Here is a 22,788-nt window from a genome sequence, read left to right on the forward strand (position 1 = left end):
AATGATCTAGCGCCAAATTGCATTTCAGATTTAATGCGATTTTCGCTAGCCAAAACGACCTGTAATATAATCCTGCGTGCGTTTATCCTGTGGCGTGGTGAAAATTTTGGTCGTTTCCGCAAATTCCACCAGTTCACCCAGATACATAAACGCCGTAAACTGCGAAACGCGCGCAGCCTGCTGCATGTTATGCGTGACAATAGCGATCGTATAATCTTCCTTCAACTCGTCGATCAATTCTTCCACCTTGGAGGTGGAAATCGGATCGAGCGCCGAGCATGGCTCATCGAACAGAATGACCTCCGGCTTTACCGCAACCGTACGTGCAATACACAGACGCTGTTGCTGACCGCCGGAAAGACTCTGGCCGGAAGCGCCCAGCTTATCCTTCACTTCATTCCAGATGGCGGCGCGGCGCAACGAGGATTCGACCCGCTCATCCATATCCGCCTTGTTGAGATTTTCATACAGGCGCACACCAAACGCAATGTTATCATAGATCGACATCGGAAAAGGCGTCGGCTTCTGAAATACCATGCCGACCTTGGCGCGCAAGGCGTTGAGATCCTGACCGGGACTGAGCACGTTCTGACCGTCAATCAGCACCTCACCTTCCGCACGCTGGCCGGGATAGAGATCGTACATGCGGTTCAGCACCCGCAGCAGTGTCGATTTACCACAACCGGAGGGGCCGATGAATGCCGTCACGATCCCGTTATAGAGCGGGAGGTTGATGCCCTTCAGCGCCAGATTATCGCCGTAGTAGAATTTGAGATTGCGCACCAAAACCTTTTCGGTCAGCGACTCAGCTGAAATGCTCGACGGCGTTGATTGTATGACGCTGTGACTGGTCATTTCTTAATCCTCGACGAAAGGGCGCGTGCCGTGATGCTCATTGCAAGAACCGTGAAGGTGATCAGCAAAGCGCCTGTCCAGGCCAGTTGCTGCATGTTTTCATCGGGCGTTTTGGTGAAGTTGTAGATCACAACCGGAAGGCTCGCTATCGGCTGAGACATCGACGTCGACATGAAGTTGTTGCTAAGCGCCGTAAACAGCAACGGAGCCGTTTCACCACTGACGCGTGCAACCGCCAGCAGCACACCTGTCACCATGCCAGCAAGCGCTGCCTTATACGCCACCTGCCGGATCACAACCGAGCGCGGCAGCCCTAACGCCATTGCAGCCTCACGCAACTGGCTGGGCACAAGCAACAGCATATCTTCAGTGGTGCGCACCACAACCGGAATAACGATCACGGCGAGCGCCGCAGAGCCAGCCCAGCCCGAAAACCCGCCGAAGGGCGCCACAAGCACTTCATAAATGAAGAGGCCAATGACAATAGAAGGCGCCGAGAGCAGGATATCATTGATAAAACGCACAATACTTGTCAGCGGATGATAGCGGCCATACTCCGCCATATATGTACCTGCGAGAATACCCAGCGGGGTACCGATCAATACAGCGAAGAACGTCATCATCAATGAGCCGACAATCGCATTCAGAAGACCGCCACCATCGCTGCCCATACTTGGCGTAATTTCCGTAAAGACGGACCAGGATAGCCCTGAAAAACCTTCCCAGACGAGCACCCCTAAGATCATCACTAACCACAAGATACCAAATAATGCTGCAGCCAGGCATAAGCCCATGGTGATGGCATTCTTGCGTCTGCGAGATGAGTAAGAGACCATGATCACGTTCCCGCTTTATTAAGACGCGCCAGCATCAAGCGGGCTATTGCCAGCACAATGAAGCTGATGACAAACAGGATAAGGCCAAGCGCAACCAGTGATGAGCGATAGAGCCCTTCCGATGCCTCAGCATATTCAAGCGCGATGGTCGCAGAAATTGTTGTACCCGGCTGCAGGATTGAAGCCGATATCTGCTTGGCATTACCGATAACGAATGTCACCGCCATCGTCTCACCAAGCGCACGCCCCAGCGCCAGCATGACACCGCCGACGAGGCCCACGCGGGTATGCGGAATAACGACATTGCGCACCACTTCCCACGTGGTGCAACCCAAGCCATAGGCTGCTTCTTTCATCACGGATGGTACGGTCTCAAACACATCACGTGAAACCGAAGCCACGAATGGCAGCACCATAATCGCCAGAATAAGACCTGCCGTCAGCGTGCCCAACCCATAGGGAGGCCCCGCAAATACCGCATTCAGGATTGGCACCGGACCAAAAAACGAGATCAGGAATGGCTGCAATGTTTGCTGCAGGAAGGGCGCAAAGACAAAGAAGCCCCAAATGCCATAGATGATCGATGGAATGCCTGCGAGCAGTTCAACTGCAATGCCGATGGGGCGGCGCAATGATTGCGGACATAGCTCGGTGAGAAATACAGCAATGCCGATCCCCACCGGAACTGCAATCAGCATCGCAATCAGCGATGTCATCAGCGTGCCGTAAATTGTAGCGAGTGCGCCGAACTTTTCAGCGTTCGGATCCCACGATTGCGAGATGAAAAAATCAAGGCCAAACTGGCTGAACGCAGGCCATGCACCATAGGCAAGCGACACCATGATAGCGAACATGAGAGCCAGCACCAGAAGCGCCGCCGTTCGCGTCATATGGAAAAAGAAAGCATCACCCTGCCTGAACCGCTGTAGCGCGCGCGCCCTGTTCTGCGCAGCAGCATCAGGAGGAGGCGTGTCTTTGATTGCAACGTCGGCCATGACTTCTCTGACTATGTGCGAAAGGAGCTTTCATCGACCCGCAGTCCTGATTTGCCTCAATAGCGAGCGACGGCCGAAACCTATCGCACTCACTCAGCAATCAGCAAGACAAAACGCCGCCGTGGAAGGAACGAGGGGTACTTTTTGCAGTATCCCCTCGCAAGCATTCAAGCAAAGCCGCTGCTTATTTATCCTTAATCTCAGCAGCCCAAACCGCACGGATTTCATCCGTCAAAGTATTGGGCAATGGAATGTACGCCAACTCTTCAGCAATCGAACCACCCTTATTGTAAGCCCAATCAAAGAACTGCAGCGCCGTTGCCGACTGCGCCTTATCCTTCGGCTCTTTGTGCATAAGAATGAAAGTTGCAGCTGTGATGGGCCACGAAGCATCACCTGGCTCATCAGCAAGGATTACGCCGAAACCGGGCACGCTCTTCCAATCAGCATTTGCCGCAGCCGCCTGGAAAGAAGCGATATCGGGTTCAACCAACTTGCCAGCCTTGTTCTTCAGGCGGGTATGCGAGAGCTTGTTTTTCTTCGCGTAGATATATTCAACGTAACCAACTGCGCCTGAGATTTTGGCTACGTTGTTGGCCACGCCATCGTTACCAGGCGCGCCAAGCCCCACCGGCCATTGCACCGTTGTGCCAACGCCGAGCTTGTCTTTCCAATCCGCGCTGACCTTCGACAGATAGCTTGTGAAATTGAATGTCGTGCCAGATGAGTCAGCACGACGCACGACAGCGATGGCTGTCGCAGGCAGTTTCACATCAGGGTTCAGCGCCTTGATGGCTGCATCGTCCCACTGCTTGATGTCACCCATAAAAATCTTGGCCAGTGTATCGCCATCAAGCGCAAGCTCGCCCGGCTTGATACCTTCAATGTTCACAATCGGCACAACGCCCCCGATAACGGTGGGGAACTGCACAAGACCCGCATCCTCAAGGTCCTTGCCGGAAAGTGGCGCATCGGTGGCCCCAAACACAACGGTGTTGCCTTTGATTGACTTGATGCCGTTGCCGGAACCGCTGGACTGATAATTAATCTGGATACCGGTTTCCTTGTTGAACGCCTCAGCCCACTTCCCATAAACAGGCGCAGGAAAGCTGGCGCCAGCACCCGTCACGGTTTGGGCGAAGGCCGGCGCAGAAAAAGCAACGGCAGCAAGACCAACAGCAGCATAGAGGTGGGAAAACTTCACGGCACGTCTCCAAAATTGCGAATGTCTAGACTATCTGCCGCCATGTTGCGGCCTACGTAGCATCGTCGTCATGGACAGACCGGTATGTCTTCACCGGCCACACAGCTCTATGACGTATGGATGACGCTTCAATGACAGTGCAGCCGTAATCATGCCTTTTGCGAAAATTCTTACTAGAGGATGGTGCGCTTTATTACTGATTCCTACGCTCCAAACTCCTTCTATCTATCTGTTTCAGAATTGTTTTTTACGCTACGCCATCATTAACTTACCATCTCAGGCTCATTATTAATTTTCGGAAGCGATACTCGGAACAGCGCCCCCTCACCATGCCTGCTCACGATATCAAGACGCCCACGATGGCGATTGACGATGTGCTTCACAATAGCCAGGCCAAGCCCCGTGCCGCCTTTCTCGCGGCTATCCGCAATATCCGCCCGGTAGAAACGTTCCGTCAGGCGTGGCAGATGCTCCGGGAAAATGCCGGGGCCATAGTCACGCACTTCCATCACAATCGCATTCTCACCGGGCTTATCCGCAAATGGCGCGACCTTGACCGAGACATCCACACGGCCGCCTGCCTGGCCATATTTGATTGCATTCTCGATAAGGTTCTCAACCACACGCAGCAGCTCATCACGATCCCCATTGACAAACAGAGAAGGCGCAACCTGCTCAAGCATCACAATCACACCGCGCTCTTTGGCAAGCGGTGCAAGTGTCTCAATGATATGGCGCACCAGCCCCCCCATCTCAACCTTACCGCTTGGTGGAACGTGCAGATGCATTTCAATGCGCGATAATGACAGCAGATCGTCAATCAGCCGCGACATGCGCCTGGCCTGCTCACGCATGATAACAAGGAAGCGCTCACGGGCGCTCTCATCATTGCGGGCAGACCCTTGCAAGGTCTCGATAAAACCGATGAGCGAGGCAAGCGGTGTGCGCAATTCATGGCTGGCGTTAGCCACAAAATCTGCCCGCATATGCTCCAGACGGCGGGCGCTTGTAAGATCGCGGATCACTAACATCACGCCATCCCTTCCCTCTCTCGCCTCTGAAGCCAAGGGTGCGATATGGGCAACTAAAGTGCGCTCGACCAAACCATGTTCACGAAATTCCGCCTCCATAGCGACACCGCCTTGAAGCACCGTGTCGATGCCTTCGAGTACGGCGGGTGCGCGCACAATAAATGCCAATGGCCGCGCCTCAACCAACAGCGGAAATAATGCGCGAGCAGCCGGATTGAGCTGCACGACAATACCGCGCTGATCAACTACCACCACCGGATCGGGAAAGCCTGCCAACAACTCGACGGGCACTATACCAGCCAACGTAACAGGCTTGCTGCCTCGCCCTCTGATCCGCCCATGCAATGGATGTTCATCACGAAAGAAGGCCGCGGCCGCTAGCATCGACAGGGTGCAAGCAACCAGCAAGCCCCAATAAAATGCGCCTTGAAGCAGCGCTATCATCACAAATATAGCACTGGCCAACGCAGCAGATCGAAGCGCAATTGTGCGTGCACTCAACTCCATATGGCGTCCCTGCTCTATTCCATCTTTAATTGATACAGCGCACATGAAATCTCGGGATTTGCGGCAAACTGCTTTCGTGTTCTTTATAACAGGTTATCATGTCACGAAATTCATGACAGGGAGACGGCAAGGTGGCCAAGCATAACAAAAAAAGCCAGAAATCCCCCAAAACGCAAACTGACCACACACTGCCAAAAGACATTTTCGCACAATTCGACATCACCGCACCGGAACTGCCCCCAGCCATTGCTGATGCGGCCATGCGTTCCGGCGGGTTTCCTTATGATGAGAAACTATCGCGCAAAATTTATAAAAAAGAGCTGCGTAGCCTGCAAATAGAACTTCTCAAGCTCGCAACGTGGGTGCGCGATGCCCAGGAGCGCCTGGTTATTGTGTTTGAAGGACGAGATGGCTCTGGCAAAGGTGGCGCAATCACCCGTTTTACTCAGCATCTAAACCCACGATCCGTGCGCACTGTCGCATTGCCCCGTCCTTCAAACGTTGAAGCACAGCAATGGTATTTTCAGCGTTATATCAATGAACTACCGACCGCTGGCGAAATTGTGCTATTCGACCGCTCCTGGTATAACCGGGCGGGTGTAGAGGAAGTGATGGGGTTCTGCGCCCCCAATCAGACAGAGCGCTTTCTGCATGAAGCACCCATCGTTGAAAAGCTTTGGACCAATGATGGTATCCGCCTTATCAAGATTTTGCTGACGATTGGGCCAGAAATGCAAATGGCACGCCTGCATGCACGCCAACATGACCCACTCAAGCACTGGAAGCTATCACCGATAGATTATGCGGCCATCGACCATTTCGATGCATATTCGCGCGCATTCGACCGTATGATTGAGCACACAAGCACCGCATATGCACCATGGACCATCATTCGTGGCAATGATAAGTTACGCGCACGTCTTGCCATCATTCGCCACGTACTCACAGTAACGCCTTATAATGATAAGGATCTGGAAGCGATCGGCGAGAAAGACTCCGGTGTCATACTGTCTGCAAAGCGTTTTCTGTGCAAAGGCGGAGAACCTATTGCGAATGGCGACGATTGAACCGCCGCCTTTCTCCAAAACAGCCTCAGGAAGACCAGTTCTCACGAAACTCGCCAAACAGCGTCAACCCTCCACAGGCATAGAGCGTTTGGCCAGTGATGTAGCGTGCATCATCAGATGCCAGAAAGGCAAATACGGGCGAAATATCATCAACCTCAGCTGCATAACCAAGCGGGATATGACTTTCCACCATCGCGCGCTCTTTGGGGTTATCCTTCCAGGCGGCGTTGATATCGGTAATCACAGCGCCCGGGCCAACAGCATTCACACGAATGCCACGGCCTGCAAACTCCAGCGCCAGCGTACGCGTGAGGTTGGTGATGCCCGCTTTGGATAGCGAATAGGATAAATAACCCGGCTTGGGGATGAGCGCATGTACGCTCGACGTATTGATGATAACGCCACCACCTTCACGGCTGAGAAAGTGCGCAATTGCGCCCCGCGACGCACGCGCAGCCCCAATCAGGTTCACTTCCAGCACACGGGCAAAGCGCGCATCATCAAATGACTCGCTTGGCTCTTCATATTGAATGCCAGCATTATTGACGAGAATATCAAGTCGCCCCAACTCTGCCACAGCTGCGTCAATCATAGCAGGCACAGCTTCAGGCGAGGCGATATCAGCCATTATCAGACGATGATCGCATGGCGCAAAGCCTGATTCCCGAGTGGCAGCATGGAGATCGGCGAGCGTAGCCTCAGCATCCGCTCCCCCATCGCGATCATTGATGGCAACAGTTGCACCCTCACGCGCAAAACGCAGCGCCACGCCTCGTCCAATCCCACGCGAAGCGCCAGTAATGAGCGCAGTTCGGCCCTCAAGTCTGCGTGGTAAGGTGTTCTTATTTTCTGCTGTTTGGCTAGCTGAAGCGTTGACAGTCATTGTTTTTCTCCCACCCGGATGCGTCTTCAGGGCTGGGACAATGCCTCAGCCCATTCGACCACGCAACCCCAGTTGCCTTGAGATCATCCCCAACCATTGAAATACATCAATTATTTCAAATAGTTAATATGGAAATCCGACTGGAACCATAAAAAATACTTAATTATAAATTAGCATCGTCATAACCTATAACAAGCTTGACTTTCGAGCGACAAATTGACAATCAAACAGACTAAAGCCAGTCAGTGGTAATGGTTGGAATTTCGGTTTTGAATTGGTGTTACAATTTATAGTAATTATTGCGGATTAGGATTTATCAATGACTGCTATTAATACAGTTTCAGCGCAATTACCTGCCAATGCGGGCAATACACCTTCGCTGTCTGCTTTACCGAGCACCATTAAGGCAGGTTCTTGGTCGGCCTGGGCGATCAATAAAACCGTCGCTCACCATGCTAGCCCATCAAGCTGGATGCCAAATCTTGTAGCGAAAGTGATTTCACGCTTCTTTATCAATGCTGAAGAAGCGGCCAAATTTCTTGGTACGGATACAAAAGCCGCTGCATTCCTGCTTAACCACTGGGGTGGCGACGCAATGGCTGCCCAAGCTGAAGCCATGCGAATTGTTAAGCAAATTGGAGAAAGTTCGACATTCAAAGGTCTCGCGAACACATTGCCAAAACAACTTGGTGTTCCTCCAAGTGAGTGGCTTGTTCCTCTTGAAGACTCCAATAATTTTTGCGAATTAAACATCAAGCTTCAGGAACTTCAAAAGCTTTTAATGCCGCATTCAAGACCTGCGAATAAGTTCATTCTCGCAACGGCCATCCAACTGGAAAGAACCTTCAGTCCTTTGGACGCGCGCTATAAAGAACAATTTAGGATCAAGAGTTCAAGCGAAGTAATACGCGACTCTGCAAGTTCGCTGTCCCAACAAGCCGGCAATACCATTCTCTCTGGTGTAGGTCATGTAGGAGGCGCAATCGTTGCTTTTCACTATAAGGCCCTTGATATCCTCGCCGATAGCTGGTTTGGGGATAAAATAGGTGACTTAATGCTCCTCCCCCCGGGTTTGGACGATTAATTAGAACGATAAACAAATGCATCTCATGCACCATGAAGCATTGATGTTTGACCGCCCGCATTGCTTCATTCCAGGCATGGGGATAAGCTAACATCTGATCGGCCTGGAGGTAAGAAGAATGCCTCATTGGCGCTATCATTTTTTCATAGCAACGGCTTTCGTTTGCGGCCAGTTATCGTTACCAGCAGCCAACGGCGCCGCCACGGCACATTCTGCGCTCATCACCACTCCTCGCGATATCAGCTCCGCGCTGAAATCCTGCTGGCAACCACCTGCAGGGTCTGAAGGTCTCAGTGCAACGGCTCGTTTTAGTTTCAAGCGTGATGGCAACCTCATGGGCCCACCGCAAATCACATTTTCCCGCTTGGGCAATGATGATGCACGCTCACGTGCGTTTCTGCAGTCGATCGCGGATGCATTTCTGGCCTGCACGCCCTTGAGCTTCAGCGCATCGTTCGGTCAATCAGTTGCAGGGCGCATTTTCACGCTGCGCTTTATTCCAGCGCTACAGCGCGCTTAAACCGCATTCGCTGCAAACTGAGAGAGAAGAACCAATCTCATCTCTCTCAGCGATTATCGCTTCATACAAAGACAGATACTGCCTATTGTCAGAATTGCTTAGTTAACGTGTGTTGCCTTCTCGGCCTTGTCATTTTTATGTGTGTGCTTTTCAGCATGGCCAGCATCGCGCGCACCAATTCCACGAACAGTGAACTTGACCGGCACCTTGCCGGCATTCTTGAATACCATATCGACGGTGAAGGTATCACCTTCCAATAGCGGGCGCTTCATATCGATGAACATAGCGTGGTAGCTGCCTGGCTTCAGCTCGACAGTTTCTCCAGCCTTGATGGGCAGGCCATCTGCGAGCTTGCGCATACGCATCACGCCATCGGTGACGGCCATTTCGTGCACTTCAAATTTTTCCGAAATATCGGTGGAGCCAGAAAGCAGGACATCATCCTTGTCACTCTTATTCGTGAGCACAAGATAACCACCTGCCACGCGAGCGCCCTTAGCGGTTGCACGTGACCATGGCTGGGAGATGGTGAGACCATCAACCACAATATCCGCCACAGGTGTTGCCTGCGTCATCTGGGTTGCTGCTTCCTGATCCTTGCTGCATTCGCATTCAGCATGCGCCATTGATGCGAACGCCACTGTTGTCAAAGCGAGAGCCGCGATGAAAGAAGTGCGAGCGGCAAAACGGGTGAAAGCATTCGTGTTAGCTGTCATGATAGATCTCCAAAGCGCGATACCGCATTTTTTGCGGATTGATCAGCGCCATGTAAACTTGAGAAAATAAATAGCGATTGCCGTACCATCAAACAACTGGCGGCCCGCGCGCTGAAGGCGTGATACTTTCACAATCGGATACGGCCACAGCCCCGATAAGCCAGCGAAGTTCCGCGCTCTCACGGTAAGGCGATATCGAGAAATAATCGGCAGGCGCATCCCACAAGCCAGCGCTCTGCACTGCGCAGACACCACAACAGCCGCGTAGGTGCGTGCCATCTGGCATGTCGGCATCATTTGCATCGGTGCCATCAGTCCAGAGCGTGCTGGGGCGACAAAGCACCATAATCAGCCGCTGTGTCGATGCGGAACCGGCAAATAAGGAATCACCCTGCCCCTGCATGCCGACAGACATTGCAGTAACAGCGAATGCAAACAATATGAGATGCGCCGCCATGCCATAAGCCACAAGCATGGTTATCACTTGTCGCATTATGCGATTAAGCGAAATATCACAATAGGTTATGTTGGAATAACCGACCATCAGATGCCTGTTTGCGGACATAACGATAAAGGCAAAATCAACCACATATGCAGCGAATTGCCTGACTATTTGCAAGAAAGATGCGCAGCACCATTTGACTTGTGCACCCTTTTGCCCCCACTTATCGCGCCCATTGCATAAAACTCAAGTGCAATCATTGTCTCAGCTGTCAGGGATGGAATCATGAAAGTCGTTGTCGTCGAGTCGCCCGCAAAAGCGAAGACGATCAACAAGTACCTTGGTCCAGATTATGAGGTGTTGGCGTCCTTCGGCCACATCCGCGATCTACCCGCCAAGGACGGTTCGGTTGATCCAGACGCTGATTTCGCCATGATCTGGCAGGTCGAGGACCGTGGCGCCAAGCGCGTTGCGGATATCGCACGTGCTGTGAAGGGAGCTGAAAAGCTCATTCTCGCAACCGATCCGGATCGCGAAGGTGAGGCCATCTCCTGGCACGTCATTGAAGCGCTGACACAGAAAAAATTGCTGAAAGACCTGCCAGTCGAGCGTGTGACCTTCAACGCCATCACGCGTGATTCGGTCGCCGAGGCCATGGCAAACCCACGCCAGATCGATCAGGCGCTTGTGGATGCTTATCTGGCGCGTCGCGCACTGGATTATCTCGTCGGCTTCAACCTCTCACCAGTGCTGTGGCGCAAGCTGCCGGGCGCACGCTCGGCTGGGCGTGTACAATCAGTTGCGCTGCGCCTTGTTTGCGATCGCGAGCGTGAAATTGAAACCTTCATAACCCGTGAATACTGGTCGCTGGTTGCCCTGCTTGCAACGGATGCCGGTGCGCCATTCGAAGCACGTCTGGTTGGTGCGGACGGCAAGAAGATCACCCGGCTGGATATCGGCAATGGCGAAGAGGCTGCAGCCTTCAAGCAGGCGCTGCAAGCTGCCGCATTTTCCGTAGCCGACATCGAGGCCAAGCCCACCCGGCGCCATCCGCAACCACCATTCACAACCTCGACACTGCAGCAGGAAGCCTCACGCAAACTGGGCTTTGCCCCAGCGCGTACCATGCAACTCGCGCAGCGACTTTATGAAGGCGTGGAGATCGGTGGCGAGACTGTAGGTCTGATCACTTATATGCGAACTGATGGTGTCGACATGGCGCCAGAAGCCGTGAGCGCAACGCGCGCCGTCATTGGCCGCACGTTCGGCGATAAATATGTGCCCGGCGTTGCCCGCAAGTATACCACCAAAGCCAAGAATGCGCAGGAAGCGCATGAGGCTATTCGCCCCACTGATGCAGGCCGCTTGCCCTCATCCGTGGCACGCTATCTCGATCCTGAGCAGGCAAAGCTCTACGACCTCATCTGGACGCGTACAATCGCGAGTCAGATGGAATCGGCGGTGCTTGAACGCACCACCGCAGAAATCAAGGCGCAAGTGGGCGCACGCACACTTGATCTACGCGCCACGGGCCAGGTTGTCGTGTTCGATGGCTTCCTCAAGCTCTATCAAGAAGGCCGCGATGACGAAGCTGATGAAGACGGCGGTCGCCTGCCAGCCATGAAGGCTGGCGAAGTGCTTGAACGTCGTGAAATCCGCGCAACACAGCACTTCACAGAGCCGCCACCACGCTTTACCGAGGCCAGCCTTGTGAAGCGCATGGAAGAACTCGGCATCGGCCGCCCCTCCACCTACGCAGCTGTTCTCGCTGTGCTGCGGGAGCGCGAATATGTGCGCATCGACAAAAAACGTCTCGTGCCAGAAGACAAGGGCCGTATCGTTACGGCGTTTCTGGAAAGCTTTTTCCAGCGCTACGTAGAGTACGACTTCACGGCCGATCTTGAGGAAAAGCTCGACCGTGTGTCGAACCACGAGATCGACTGGAAAGAGGTTCTCCGGGATTTCTGGCGTGACTTCATTGCTGCCATCGAGGGTACACGCGAACTGCGGATGACGCAGGTCATCGACTCGCTCAACGATGTCCTGGCTCCACGCATCTTCCCCGCGCGTGCAGATGGCGGCGATCCACGGGCCTGCCCATCCTGTGGTAACGGTAAATTGTCGCTGAAGATTGGCAAGTTTGGCTCGTTCATCGGTTGCTCAAACTACCCCGAATGCCGCTATACGCGTCAGCTCTCGGCTGGTGAAGGTGAAGGCGGTGCTGGCGATGGCGGGCCGAAAGTGCTGGGCAAAGACCCGGAAACCGGCCTTGATGTAACGCTACGCGACGGCCGCTTTGGCCCCTACATCCAGCTCGGCGGCGATGCCCCCGAAGGCGATGACGCCAAGGGTGAAGAGACAAAAAGCGAAGATGCAAAGGCTGATAAAAAAGCTGCCAAGACCAAAGAGAAGCCTAAACGTCAGACAATCCCGCGTGGCCTGGCGCCTGATAATATCGATTTGGAAATCGCCCTTAAGCTGCTGTCGCTGCCGCGTCCGGTAGCAACGCACCCTGAGTCCGGCAAGCCAATCAAGGCTGGCATCGGACGCTTTGGCCCTTACGTTCAACACGAAAAAACCTTTGCCAGCCTTGGCAAGGATGATGACGTGCTTGAGATTGGCGCAAACCGCGCCATCGACTTGATCATCACCAAGGAGCAGGGTGGCGGTCGCCGAGGTGCGGCGTCAGATCCCGGCAAGGTGCTAGGCGAAGAGCCTGAAACCGGCAAGACCATCTCGCTGAAGGCAGGCCGTTATGGTGCCTACGTGACAGACGGCACGACCAATGCCACGCTGCCCAAGGGCATAGAGTCCGAAAGCTACACGCTTGAAGAGGCCGTCATACTGCTTCGCGCCAAGCGCGCCACGGGCAAGAAGAAGGCACCTGCAAAGAAAGCTCCAGCGAAGAAGGCCGCGGCTACTACCAAAAAGGCTACGACTGCCAAGAAGGCTACCACAGCCAAGACAACCGCCGCTAAAAAACCAGCTACTAAGAAAGCTGCTTCGGAAACTACTGATGAAGGGGCAGATAAGCCAAAGGCTCCCGCTCGCAAGCGCACAACGAAAAAGGCCGCAGAGGCCGGGGCAGAATAAAACCGCGCTGCAGACAGCTGATAAAAACCCGCGCCTTCAGGTGCGGGTTTTTTGTTTCAAATTTGTAACTCAAGCACTCAAGCGCAATTTCTCATACCGACGCACCACACGTTCCCGCTTGAGGCGCGATAAGCGATCAAGCCAGAAAATGCCATCGAGTTGATCGATCTCATGTTGCAAGCAGATTGCCAAGAGCCCCTCGGCATCACCCTCATGCGAAGCCCCTGCCAAATCCTGCCAGCGAAGTCGCACTTGCTTCGGACGTTCGATTGCCTCAATAACACCCGGCATCGATACGCTACCCTCATCATAGCGCATTAACTCATCCGATGCCCATATGACTTCCGGGTTGATATAAAATGCTGGCTCTGCCTGCTCCGGCAGCTCAATGACCACCACACGTTCCAGAATACCAATGTGGCAGGCGGTTATGCCAATGCCGGGCGCAGCGCGCATGGTTTCCAACAGATCGTGAGCGAGCACCTTGAGAGCGTCATCGAATACCCCAATAGCACGTGCTGGAGTTCGCAACCGTGGATCGGGAAAAAGAATGATAGGCCGTTTCGCCACCTGAATCTCTCAAATGCCAGAAGTGAAAATACCAATATCAAGGCACACCTTCCATCATGAAAGGCCGGCATGCTTATTCCAGATTAACTGCTGATGCCAGAGCTTACATGCCAGCCAGCTGCCCGCTGATGCCCTTCTCTGGCGCGCCACCGCCAAGTGCGCGGGTGATGATGGTTGCATTGTGGTCGATAACACCGATGTAGGTGCCCTCATAGGTACCAGCCTCACCGGTAGCATCCGAGAACAACTCGCCGCCGACAACAACTTTATGGCCCTTTGCTGCCGCGCCTTCTATCAGCGCTTTTACATTGCGATCAGAAACCGAAGACTCGACAAATATCGCACCGATATTGCGCTTCACGAGCATATCCACCAGTTCTTCAATCCGGCGCAGCCCCGCTTCGCTTTCGGTGGAGATACCCTGGATACCTGCAACCTCAAACTGATAGGCCCGCCCAAAATAATTAAAGGCATCATGCGCCGTTACCAGCACCCGCGATGAAGCTGGTACAGAGGCCAAGGAAGCCGATGCGTAATCAGCAATCTTCGAAATTTCCGCCAGATAGCGCTGCGCGTTCACCTCAAAATCGGCCTTTCCTTCAGGGCACAAACGAATGAGAGAATCACGTGCAGCTTCAACAACATGAACCCACAAACGCGGATCGAACCAGATGTGGGGATCGGGCAATGCGGCATCCGCATCAGCGCTCAGCAGCTGATCTTTCGGCACACTCTCCGCCAGGGCAATCACAGGTTTGCGCACGGCAAGGCCTTCGAGAAACGATAATAACTGCGCCTCCAGATGCAAACCGTGCCAGAAAACCACGTCGGCCTTTGTAGCCAGAGCGATATCGGAACTCGTCTGCCGGTAAAGATGGGGATCGACACCGGGACCAAGAAGTGTCTTTACCGTGACATGATCTCCGCCAACATTTCTGATCGCATCGGCAATATACCCGCTAGTCGCAACAACATTAAGCTTCTCTGCAGCCAACACCGGCCCCAGACCAACTGTGCAAGCGGCAGCGAATGCCGCAGCGGCCACAGCGGATCGCACCAGAATTGATCGCCTCGTCAGTTTGCGCATCATAACCTTCGTTTTTGCAAATGGATCGCAATTGCAAATATAGCGGACTTATTGCATCTGCACAAGTGTTGCCGCAATGCGATTGTCATTTACCGCCAAGGCTTACGGGCGCCCTCAAAGGCACCAAGTGAGGCTGAATTAGCAGTACGATGGGGGGCGACGGATAAGGCGGGGGCTTAGCAAGAGATGTTAACACGTAGAAACTTGAAGTCAGTATAAAACAGATATTATCCAATAAAACCAGCACTATACGACCGATTCAGAGCTGCACATTCCGTGTGATTTTTGGCACAATGAAAATGTTAATAATGCGTTAATTTTCAGTTATGGGGATGCATTTCCGGAGTTGCGTTAGGCAAATGCGTCCCCAGATTGTTAATTTACTGGTATTGATTAAGTGATCTCAGGATTGAGATTATTGTTTATTGCGCCTTACAGCCACAGACATTCTCGCGCTGCACCTTAACAAAATGTAAGAAATCAAAACTATGCCGTAAGCAGCTGAGATTGCGTATGTAACATATCAGTGCAACAGCGCGGCCTCCAAAAAATGCATGCGTGGTATAGAGTTGTCCGACAACTTGTGCCATTGATCAGCCGTCCGTCATATGTGATTCCGTCCGATCAATAGGGTAGCGATGCTGGTGCAGTGGCTCCTGGATGCATGGAAATTTATGTCAGTGCGAGACGATATCGCATGATCATTCATGCTGGCATGAGCCGCGCCCATAACCGGCCAAGGGCCACACGTGTCATCCTCTCATTGGCACTCACGGTTTTTCTGTCAGCATGTGCTGTGGGGCCAGAGTATGCAACGCCCAACCTTCCCATCCCTGCGCGTTGGAGCAATGAAAGCGCGCAAAAAGCGCCCAAGCCAGCCGATCTGGCGCATTGGTGGACAAGGCTTCGTGATCCAACGCTGAACAGCATTATAGAGCGCGCTGTTGCGGGCAATCTGGATGTTGCAACAGCCAAGGCAAGGGTTCGGGAAGCGCGCGCAAGTTATGATCAGACCATAGGCAGCCTCTTTCCCTCCATAGACGGCACCGCATCCGCCACACGAAGCAAGGGGGCGGGGCAAAGTACCACGCAATCTAGCGGGGGCACGACCAGCACAAGCTTTACCAACTCAAGCTTTGGATCGGGCATCTATACAAACAGGGTGCAAGCAGGCCTTGTAGCGGGCTGGGAAGTGGATCTGTTTGGCGCAAACAGGCGCAGCGCTGAAGCGGCCCTCTACGGGCTTGATGCGGCGCAGGAGGAATTGCGCGCGACATTGCTGACGATGATCGGCGATATAGGCACCACCTATATCAACGTGCGCAACTATCAAGCACGTATCGCACTGGCACGACGCACCGCCGCCACACAGCGCGAGACGGCAGCCATCACACGAGCAAAGTTTGATGTTGGCACAGCTTCGGGGGTTGATCTGGCGAATGCCAACGGTCAGGCCGCCAATACTGAGGCGGGCATCCCGACCCTTGAAACAGCATTGGCCCAGGCGATCCACCAGCTCAGCGTTCTAACGGGCCAGCCCCCTGCAGCGCTTGCGGCAGAGCTTCGCAAGGCGGGGCCGGTTCCCTCCCCCCGTTTGCCGCTGCCAGTGGGCGTACCTGCAGATATGCTCCTCGCGCGTCCGGACGTGCGGGTGGCCGAGCGTCAGCTTGCGCAAGCAACAGCCCAGATAGGCCAAGCCGAGGCAGCGCTTTATCCGGCTATCAGCCTGACAGGCAACCTCGCAACATCGGGCGTGCGCATTGGTGATCTGGCTAAAAATTCCACCATTACGTGGTCCTTCGGCCCAAGCCTTAGCGTGCCGGTTTTCAATGCTGGTGAACTGCAAGCGGCTGTTAGGGCTGCACAGGCGCGGCGCGATCAGCAGTTTCTCAATCTCCGCTCAAGCGTGCTTATCGCACTTGAAGAGGTGGAAAATGCCCTAGTAGGATTGGCACAAGAGCGCATCCGCTATCAAAAGCTCACAGAAGCAGCCACCAACTATCGTGAAGCAGCACGCCTCGCACGCACGCTCTTCCAGAATGGCGCAACAAGCTTCATCGAAGTCCTTGATGCCGAACGCTCGCAATACTCGGCAGAGGATGCGCTCATACAAAGCCGCGTAAATATCGCCACCTATTATGTTGCCCTTAACAAGGCTTTGGGCGGTGGATGGGATGGTGCCATCGACACCTCAAAACCCGAAGTCATAGACCACAATACAGGCCCGCACCTGATGCGCGCACCAGCGCGCGTCAAAACCCGGTAATAGGCGGCGCTATGTGCGCCACGGCACCCGCACGCTGATAATTGCTACACATCATATATACACGATATATACACGCGCGCCCTGCCCTTTATCATGTAAGCGAAATTCAGCCGGCCACGCGCATGGACCGGACAACCAATGGTTACTCTTTCGCCGGAGAGCATCTCATGACACTGCGTCGTCTGGGCCAAACTGATATCAAAATTTCACCGCTTATTTTCGGTGCCAATGTTTTTGGCTGGACAACAGATGAACCCACCTCGTTCGCACTGCTGGATGCCTTCATGGCTGAGGGCTTTACGGCAATAGACACTGCAGACGTGTATTCACGCTGGGTGCCTGGCAACGACAGCGATAGCGAGAAAATCATCGGCCGCTGGCTCAAGGCGCGCGGCAACCGGGATAAAGTGCATGTTCTGACCAAGGTCGGATCTGACGTCGGACAAGGGAAGGTTGATCTATCCGCCCGTTGGATTGAGCAAGCCGTAGAGGCTTCACTTAAACGCCTTCAGACTGATTACATCGATCTCTATCAGAGCCATTGGCCTGATCCCACCGTTTCCCAGGAAGAAACGCTGACCGCTTATGACAGGCTGATCAAGGCTGGGAAAGTGCGTTTTATTGGTGCATCGAATTACGATGCGGCGTTGCTCTCCGAAGCGCTCGACATATCAAAAAGCAAACACTTGCCGCGTTATCAGACCATCCAGAATGAATATAACCTCTACACCCGGGATGCCTATGAAGGTGCTGTGCAAGCGCTGGTGCTGCGCGAAGGGCTTGGTGCTATGCCCTATTTCTCGCTCGCATCAGGTTTTCTGACCGGCAAATACCGCACCGAGGCAGACCTGAAAGGCGCACGCGGAGAGCGGGTGAGAAGCTACCTGAATGAACGGGGACTGCGGATTCTCTCCGCCCTCGACACGGTCGCCGAGAAAACAGGTGCTGCACATGCAGAAATTGCCCTGGCTTGGGTAATTGCCCAACCCGGCATTAGCGGCGCACTCTCATCGGCAACGTCGCTAAAACAACTTGAGGGGCTGGTGCGTGGTGCGCGCCTTAAACTTGCGGCTGAGGATCTGGCGCTGCTCACAGCCTCCGGACATGGCGAGTAACCATAGTCACGCCCACTACTGGAGCTGTGCACACTGGTAGTGTTACATAAGAGCTGCACGGGCTGAAATGCCGAAGTGCTGGTATAAAAATAATCAAAACACCAGAAGTGGGCGAGAAATGGCAAGGAATACCGAGGGACGCGATGTCGTCATCGTAGGCGCAGCAAGAACGGCAATTGGTGGGTTTGGAGGCGCCCTGAAGGATGTCCCGCTCACAAGTCTCGCGACGGAAGCTGTCCGCGCTGCCCTCAGTCGCTCCGGGGCTGATCCTGATACCATCGGCCATGTGGTGATGGGCAATGTCATTCCCACAGAACCCGCCGATGCTTATCTCAGCCGTGTTGCGGCGATTGAGAGTGGTATTCCGAAAGAAACGCCCTCCTTCAACGTCAACCGTCTCTGCGGTTCCGGCTTGCAGGCAATTATTTCCGCGGCTCAAGCTATTCAGCTCGGCGATACTGATCTTGCCATCGGCGGCGGTGCAGAATCCATGAGCCGCAGCCCCTACCTCGCCCAAGGCGTACGCCTGGGCCAAAAAATGGGTGATACGCGCTTCACCGATTACATGCTGGGCATTCTGCATGATCCCTTCCATAAAATGCATATGGGCATCACCGCAGAAAACGTAGCTGAACGCTGGGGCATCACGCGCGAGATGCAGGATATGCTGGCAGTTGAAAGCCATCGCCGCGCCGCATGCGCCATTGCGGAAGGTCGCTTCCATGATCAGATCGCACCTATCGAACTCGCCTCACGCCATAGCACCACGATCTTTGACAAGGACGAGCATGTTCGTCCCGATACCTCGTTAGAAACACTCGCTGCAATGAAGCCCGTCTTCAAAAAAGACGGCACCGTCACTGCCGGCAACGCCTCTGGTATTAATGATGGTGCGGCAGCTGTTGTACTTGCGGACGCCAAGCGCGCCATTGCCTCCGGTCTGACACCACTGGCACGCCTTGTCGGCTATGCCCACGCAGGTGTGGCACCGGAGCTGATGGGCATCGGCCCGGTTCCGGCAACGCGTAAGGTGCTGGAGCGAACCGGCATCAACATCCGTGATATCGACGTGATTGAATCCAACGAAGCCTTTGCCGCACAAGCATGCGCTGTGGCCAAGGAGCTTGATTTTGATCCCGCAAAGGTCAACCCTAACGGCTCTGGCATTTCGCTTGGCCATCCGGTTGGTGCAACGGGGGCGATTATCACTGTGAAAGCTATCCACGAGTTACATCGCATCAAGGGCCGTTACGCACTGGTAACGATGTGCATCGGCGGCGGACAAGGCATCGCGGCAATTTTTGAGCGCGTTTAACGATCTCGCATCATTCCAGAAAATGGTATACACATTCTGGAATGATGCATAAATGAGCTTTTTGCATAGCTGATGGGCTACGTCCCTAACTTTAGGGACTTGGCGGCCCTGTCTACGTCCGTTATCGTTCTGTTTCCGTGCGGGCCATTTGAGTCGAATTGGGTATGAAGCGCCTTTTTAGGCAGCTCGCCCGCAGGAGCGAGGATCCATGCAAGCAACAACCAAGAACACGAACCCAGACGCACAATTGAGAGTGCCCACTTCAAAACTATCCGTTCGAGACGTGTTTGGTATTGATACCGATCTGGAAGTTCCCGCTTTTACCGAAGCTGATGAACATGTGCCGGATCTTGATCCAGACTATCTTTTCGACCGCGAGACGACACTCGCCATTCTGGCAGGCTTTGCCCGCAACCGCCGCGTGATGATCACCGGTTACCATGGCACGGGTAAGTCCACACATATCGAGCAGGTCGCAGCGCGCCTTAATTGGCCGTGCGTGCGCGTCAACCTCGATAGCCACGTCAGCCGCGTCGATCTCGTGGGGAAGGATGCCATCGTCGTTAAAGACGGGCATCAGATCACGGAGTTCCGCGATGGCATTCTGCCGTGGGCGCTGCAGAACAACGTCGCGCTGGTGTTCGATGAATATGATGCCGGTCGTCCGGATGTGATGTTCGTTATCCAGCGCGTGCTTGAAGTTTCAGGCCGTCTGACACTGCTCGACCAGAACCGCGTTATCCGCCCGCATCCAGCATTCCGCCTGTTTGCTACCGCCAACACGGTTGGGCTTGGTGATACTTCGGGCCTTTATCACGGCACGCAGCAGATCAACCAGGGCCAGATGGACCGCTGGTCGATTGTCGCAACGCTCAACTACCTGCCGCATGACAAGGAAGTCGATATCATTGTTGCGAAGGTGCATAGCTACCGCACCCAACAGGGCAAGGATACGGTTGACCGAATGGTGCGACTTGCAGGCCTTACGCGCAACGCCTTCATCAATGGTGATCTCTCTACGGTGATGAGCCCGCGCACGGTAATCACCTGGGCAGAGAATGCTGATATATTTGGTGATCTCGGCTTTGCCTTCCGCCTGACATTCCTCAACAAGTGCGACGAGATGGAGCGTCCGCTTGTGGCGGAGTTCTATCAGCGCTGCTTTGGCAAGGAACTGCCGGAATCCTCCGCCAACATCGCCTTGTCATAAATGCTGGATGCCGTTCGACCACATGAAAAGCGCAGACTGCGATGAGCATTACAAACCGCAAGCCGGGTAATAACGCCCAGCCCAATGTGACGGAACCGATCAAACAGGCGGTTGCCGGTGCGTTGCGCAGCATTGCCGGGGCGCGAGAGCTCGAAGTCGTCTTCTCCGCCGATCGCCCCTCCCTGACGGACGAGCGCGCCCGCTTGCCTGAACCACCCCGCCAACCCACTGCAACGGATATTGCAGTGCTACGCGGGCAAGCGGATGCGATGGCGCTACGCTTGGCTGTCCACAACAAGGCAGTGCATCAGAAACTCGCGCCTGAAGGTGCTGCGGCACGCTCTGTTTATGACGCGATAGAGCAAGCCCGCGTTGAAGCCATCGGCGCAAAGCGCATGGTTGGTGTTGGCGACAATATTACCGCCATGCTGGAAGATCGCTATCATCGCAGCAATTTCGAAGATATCCGGGATCGCTCCGACGCACCTATCGAGGATGCCTTATCCCTCCTTGTGCGCGAGCGTTTGACTGGCCGCCCAGCCCCTCATGCAGCCGAGAAGATAGTTTCCCTTTGGCGCGAAACGATTGAGGCCAAAGCCGGTAAAGATCTCGACAAGTTGGCAGAGAACATCGGCGATCAGTTCGCCTTCGCCCGCAACATCCGGGAGCTTCTTGCCCATCTCGATATGGCTGACGAAGCCAATATGGAGCCCGATGAGGGCGACGACGGCAATCAGGACGAAGCCGAAGGCGAGGAAGAAAGCAGCGACGGCGAAGCTCAACAAAGCGCAGATTCCGAACAGGCCCGCATTGATGCGATGGACTCCGCTTCTGATGATATGGAAGAAGGCACCAGCGAAGTTGACGACGCACCATCCGGCGATATGCCTGAAGAGGGTGAGCAGTCCGATTCCGAAGAAGCAGGCACCGCGCGCAATCCGCCCCAGTCAAAGGCTGATGAATGGCGCGCCATTTCATACAAGGCCTACACAACCCGATTTGACGAGGTCACAACCGCTGAAGAGCTATGTGACACAGACGAATTGACCCGTTTGCGCGCTTATCTCGATAAACAAATCGCCAATGTGCAAGGCGTTGTAGCGCGCCTGGCAAACCGCTTGCAGCGCCGTCTGCTAGCGCAGCAAAACCGCGCTTGGGAGTTCGATCTCGAAGAAGGGATACTCGATCCTGCACGCTTGCCGCGTGTGATCATCGATCCATTCCAGCCGCTCTCATTCAAATACGAGAAAGACACCGATTTCCGCGACACCGTCGTGACGCTGCTGATCGACAACTCCGGCTCGATGCGCGGCCGCCCTATCACGGTTGCAGCCACTTGCGCGGATATTCTGGCGCGCACGCTGGAGCGTTGCGCGGTAAAGGTCGAAATTTTGGGCTTCACCACGCGCGCCTGGAAAGGCGGACAATCACGCGATGCGTGGTTGCAGGCTGGCAAGCCTCAAGCCCCTGGCCGCCTGAATGATTTGCGCCATATCATTTACAAATCAGCGGATGCCCCATGGCGTCGTGCCCGGCGCAACCTTGGCCTGATGATGCGCGAAGGTCTGTTGAAAGAAAACATCGATGGCGAAGCGCTCGATTGGGCCCACAAACGCTTGCTGGCTCGCCCGGAACAGCGACGCATTCTCATGGTGATTTCGGATGGTGCGCCGGTCGATGACTCGACGCTTTCGGTCAACCCGGGCAACTATCTCGAAAAGCATCTCCGTGCGATCATCGAAGAGATTGAAACGCGCTCACCGGTTGAGCTGATCGCCATTGGTATCGGTCACGATGTGACGCGCTATTATGAGCGTGCAGTAACGATTGTGGACGCCGAAGAACTTGGCGGTGCGATGACCGACAAGCTGGCAGAACTGTTCGAGGAAAGCCACGGACAACCGCAACGCAGCAGCCGCAAGCGGCGCGCTTGAAGCACAGCACGCCGAATGCCCCTCTTGGCATTGTAGCAGGTATGGACTATCAAGCACT

Annotated in this window: 19 protein-coding genes; 9 read left to right on the forward strand and 10 right to left on the reverse strand. The window is 54.3% G+C overall.

The window, feature by feature from the left end; genetic code table 11:
- Positions 1-45: 45 nt before the first annotated feature.
- From pstB to VRZ32_RS09050, 5 genes are all read right to left on the reverse strand, one after another.
- On the reverse strand, positions 46-855 hold the full coding sequence (gene pstB / locus VRZ32_RS09030) for a phosphate ABC transporter ATP-binding protein PstB (protein ID WP_414525411.1): 810 nt from the start codon (positions 853-855) through the stop codon (positions 46-48).
- Positions 852-1,691: a phosphate ABC transporter permease PstA gene (gene pstA, locus VRZ32_RS09035; RefSeq protein WP_414525412.1), complete on the reverse strand. Its 840-nt coding sequence runs from the start codon at positions 1,689-1,691 to the stop codon at positions 852-854. The genes pstB and pstA overlap by 4 nt, the downstream gene beginning before the upstream one ends.
- Before the next feature lie 2 nt (positions 1,692-1,693).
- Entirely contained in the window at positions 1,694-2,686 is a 993-nt protein-coding gene (gene pstC, locus VRZ32_RS09040; RefSeq protein WP_414525413.1) for a phosphate ABC transporter permease subunit PstC, read from the reverse strand.
- Between the two features lie 184 nt (positions 2,687-2,870).
- Entirely contained in the window at positions 2,871-3,890 is a 1,020-nt protein-coding gene (pstS, locus tag VRZ32_RS09045) for a phosphate ABC transporter substrate-binding protein PstS (RefSeq protein ID WP_414525414.1), read from the reverse strand.
- A 263-nt stretch (positions 3,891-4,153) separates the two neighbouring features.
- Complete coding sequence (locus VRZ32_RS09050; RefSeq protein ID WP_414525415.1) at positions 4,154-5,428, reverse strand: ATP-binding protein; 1,275 nt, start codon at positions 5,426-5,428, stop codon at positions 4,154-4,156.
- Between the two features lie 131 nt (positions 5,429-5,559).
- Between VRZ32_RS09050 and ppk2 the strand changes: the two genes are divergently transcribed.
- Positions 5,560-6,495, forward strand: a complete 936-nt coding sequence (gene ppk2 / locus VRZ32_RS09055) for a polyphosphate kinase 2 (protein ID WP_414525416.1) — start codon at positions 5,560-5,562, stop codon at positions 6,493-6,495.
- Positions 6,496-6,520: 25 nt separating this feature from the next.
- Here the strand turns inward: ppk2 and VRZ32_RS09060 are convergent, their stop codons facing one another.
- Complete coding sequence (locus VRZ32_RS09060; RefSeq protein WP_414525417.1) at positions 6,521-7,378, reverse strand: SDR family NAD(P)-dependent oxidoreductase; 858 nt, start codon at positions 7,376-7,378, stop codon at positions 6,521-6,523.
- A gap of 319 nt (positions 7,379-7,697) precedes the next feature.
- Between VRZ32_RS09060 and VRZ32_RS09065 the strand changes: the two genes are divergently transcribed.
- Together VRZ32_RS09065 and VRZ32_RS09070 are read left to right on the forward strand one after the other, a co-directional pair.
- The gene (locus VRZ32_RS09065; protein ID WP_414525418.1) at positions 7,698-8,462 is read left to right on the forward strand and encodes a hypothetical protein; all 765 of its coding nucleotides are present in this window, start codon (positions 7,698-7,700) and stop codon (positions 8,460-8,462) included.
- 118 nt (positions 8,463-8,580) lie between these two features.
- Positions 8,581-8,982 (forward strand): hypothetical protein, encoded by a 402-nt coding sequence (locus VRZ32_RS09070; protein WP_414525419.1) that lies wholly within the window; start codon positions 8,581-8,583, stop codon positions 8,980-8,982.
- 98 nt (positions 8,983-9,080) lie between these two features.
- Here the strand turns inward: VRZ32_RS09070 and VRZ32_RS09075 are convergent, their stop codons facing one another.
- Both VRZ32_RS09075 and VRZ32_RS09080 read right to left on the reverse strand, forming a co-directional pair.
- Positions 9,081-9,698 carry a copper chaperone PCu(A)C gene (locus VRZ32_RS09075; protein ID WP_414525420.1) on the reverse strand — a complete coding sequence of 206 codons (618 nt, stop codon included), beginning with the start codon at positions 9,696-9,698 and terminating at the stop codon, positions 9,081-9,083.
- A gap of 88 nt (positions 9,699-9,786) precedes the next feature.
- Complete coding sequence (locus tag VRZ32_RS09080; protein ID WP_414525421.1) at positions 9,787-10,155, reverse strand: hypothetical protein; 369 nt, start codon at positions 10,153-10,155, stop codon at positions 9,787-9,789.
- Positions 10,156-10,425: 270 nt separating this feature from the next.
- Here VRZ32_RS09080 and topA point away from each other — a divergent pair, with 270 nt between their 5' ends.
- Positions 10,426-13,233, forward strand: a complete 2,808-nt coding sequence (topA, locus tag VRZ32_RS09085; protein WP_414525422.1) for a type I DNA topoisomerase — start codon at positions 10,426-10,428, stop codon at positions 13,231-13,233.
- A gap of 69 nt (positions 13,234-13,302) precedes the next feature.
- Here the strand turns inward: topA and VRZ32_RS09090 are convergent, their stop codons facing one another.
- Positions 13,303-13,803 carry a peptide deformylase gene (locus tag VRZ32_RS09090; protein WP_414525423.1) on the reverse strand — a complete coding sequence of 167 codons (501 nt, stop codon included), beginning with the start codon at positions 13,801-13,803 and terminating at the stop codon, positions 13,303-13,305.
- 103 nt (positions 13,804-13,906) lie between these two features.
- The gene (locus VRZ32_RS09095; RefSeq protein ID WP_414525424.1) at positions 13,907-14,890 is read right to left on the reverse strand and encodes a metal ABC transporter solute-binding protein, Zn/Mn family; all 984 of its coding nucleotides are present in this window, start codon (positions 14,888-14,890) and stop codon (positions 13,907-13,909) included.
- 697 nt (positions 14,891-15,587) lie between these two features.
- On the opposite strand from VRZ32_RS09095, the gene VRZ32_RS09100 reads away from it, so the two are divergent.
- The 5 genes from VRZ32_RS09100 to cobT all read left to right on the forward strand — a co-directional run bounded on the left by VRZ32_RS09100 (position 15,588) and on the right by cobT (position 22,730).
- Positions 15,588-17,156 carry an efflux transporter outer membrane subunit gene (locus tag VRZ32_RS09100; protein WP_414525425.1) on the forward strand — a complete coding sequence of 523 codons (1,569 nt, stop codon included), beginning with the start codon at positions 15,588-15,590 and terminating at the stop codon, positions 17,154-17,156.
- A gap of 167 nt (positions 17,157-17,323) precedes the next feature.
- Positions 17,324-18,271: an aldo/keto reductase gene (locus VRZ32_RS09105; protein ID WP_414525426.1), complete on the forward strand. Its 948-nt coding sequence runs from the start codon at positions 17,324-17,326 to the stop codon at positions 18,269-18,271.
- A 118-nt stretch (positions 18,272-18,389) separates the two neighbouring features.
- Positions 18,390-19,586 carry an acetyl-CoA C-acyltransferase family protein gene (locus tag VRZ32_RS09110; RefSeq protein ID WP_414525427.1) on the forward strand — a complete coding sequence of 399 codons (1,197 nt, stop codon included), beginning with the start codon at positions 18,390-18,392 and terminating at the stop codon, positions 19,584-19,586.
- Between the two features lie 208 nt (positions 19,587-19,794).
- The gene (gene cobS, locus VRZ32_RS09115; protein ID WP_414525428.1) at positions 19,795-20,796 is read left to right on the forward strand and encodes a cobaltochelatase subunit CobS; all 1,002 of its coding nucleotides are present in this window, start codon (positions 19,795-19,797) and stop codon (positions 20,794-20,796) included.
- 41 nt (positions 20,797-20,837) lie between these two features.
- The gene (gene cobT / locus VRZ32_RS09120) at positions 20,838-22,730 is read left to right on the forward strand and encodes a cobaltochelatase subunit CobT (protein ID WP_414525429.1); all 1,893 of its coding nucleotides are present in this window, start codon (positions 20,838-20,840) and stop codon (positions 22,728-22,730) included.
- Positions 22,731-22,788 lie beyond the last annotated feature (58 nt).

The organism is Pseudochelatococcus sp. G4_1912, assembly GCF_047501465.1.
Lineage (GTDB): Bacteria > Pseudomonadota > Alphaproteobacteria > Rhizobiales > Beijerinckiaceae > Pseudochelatococcus.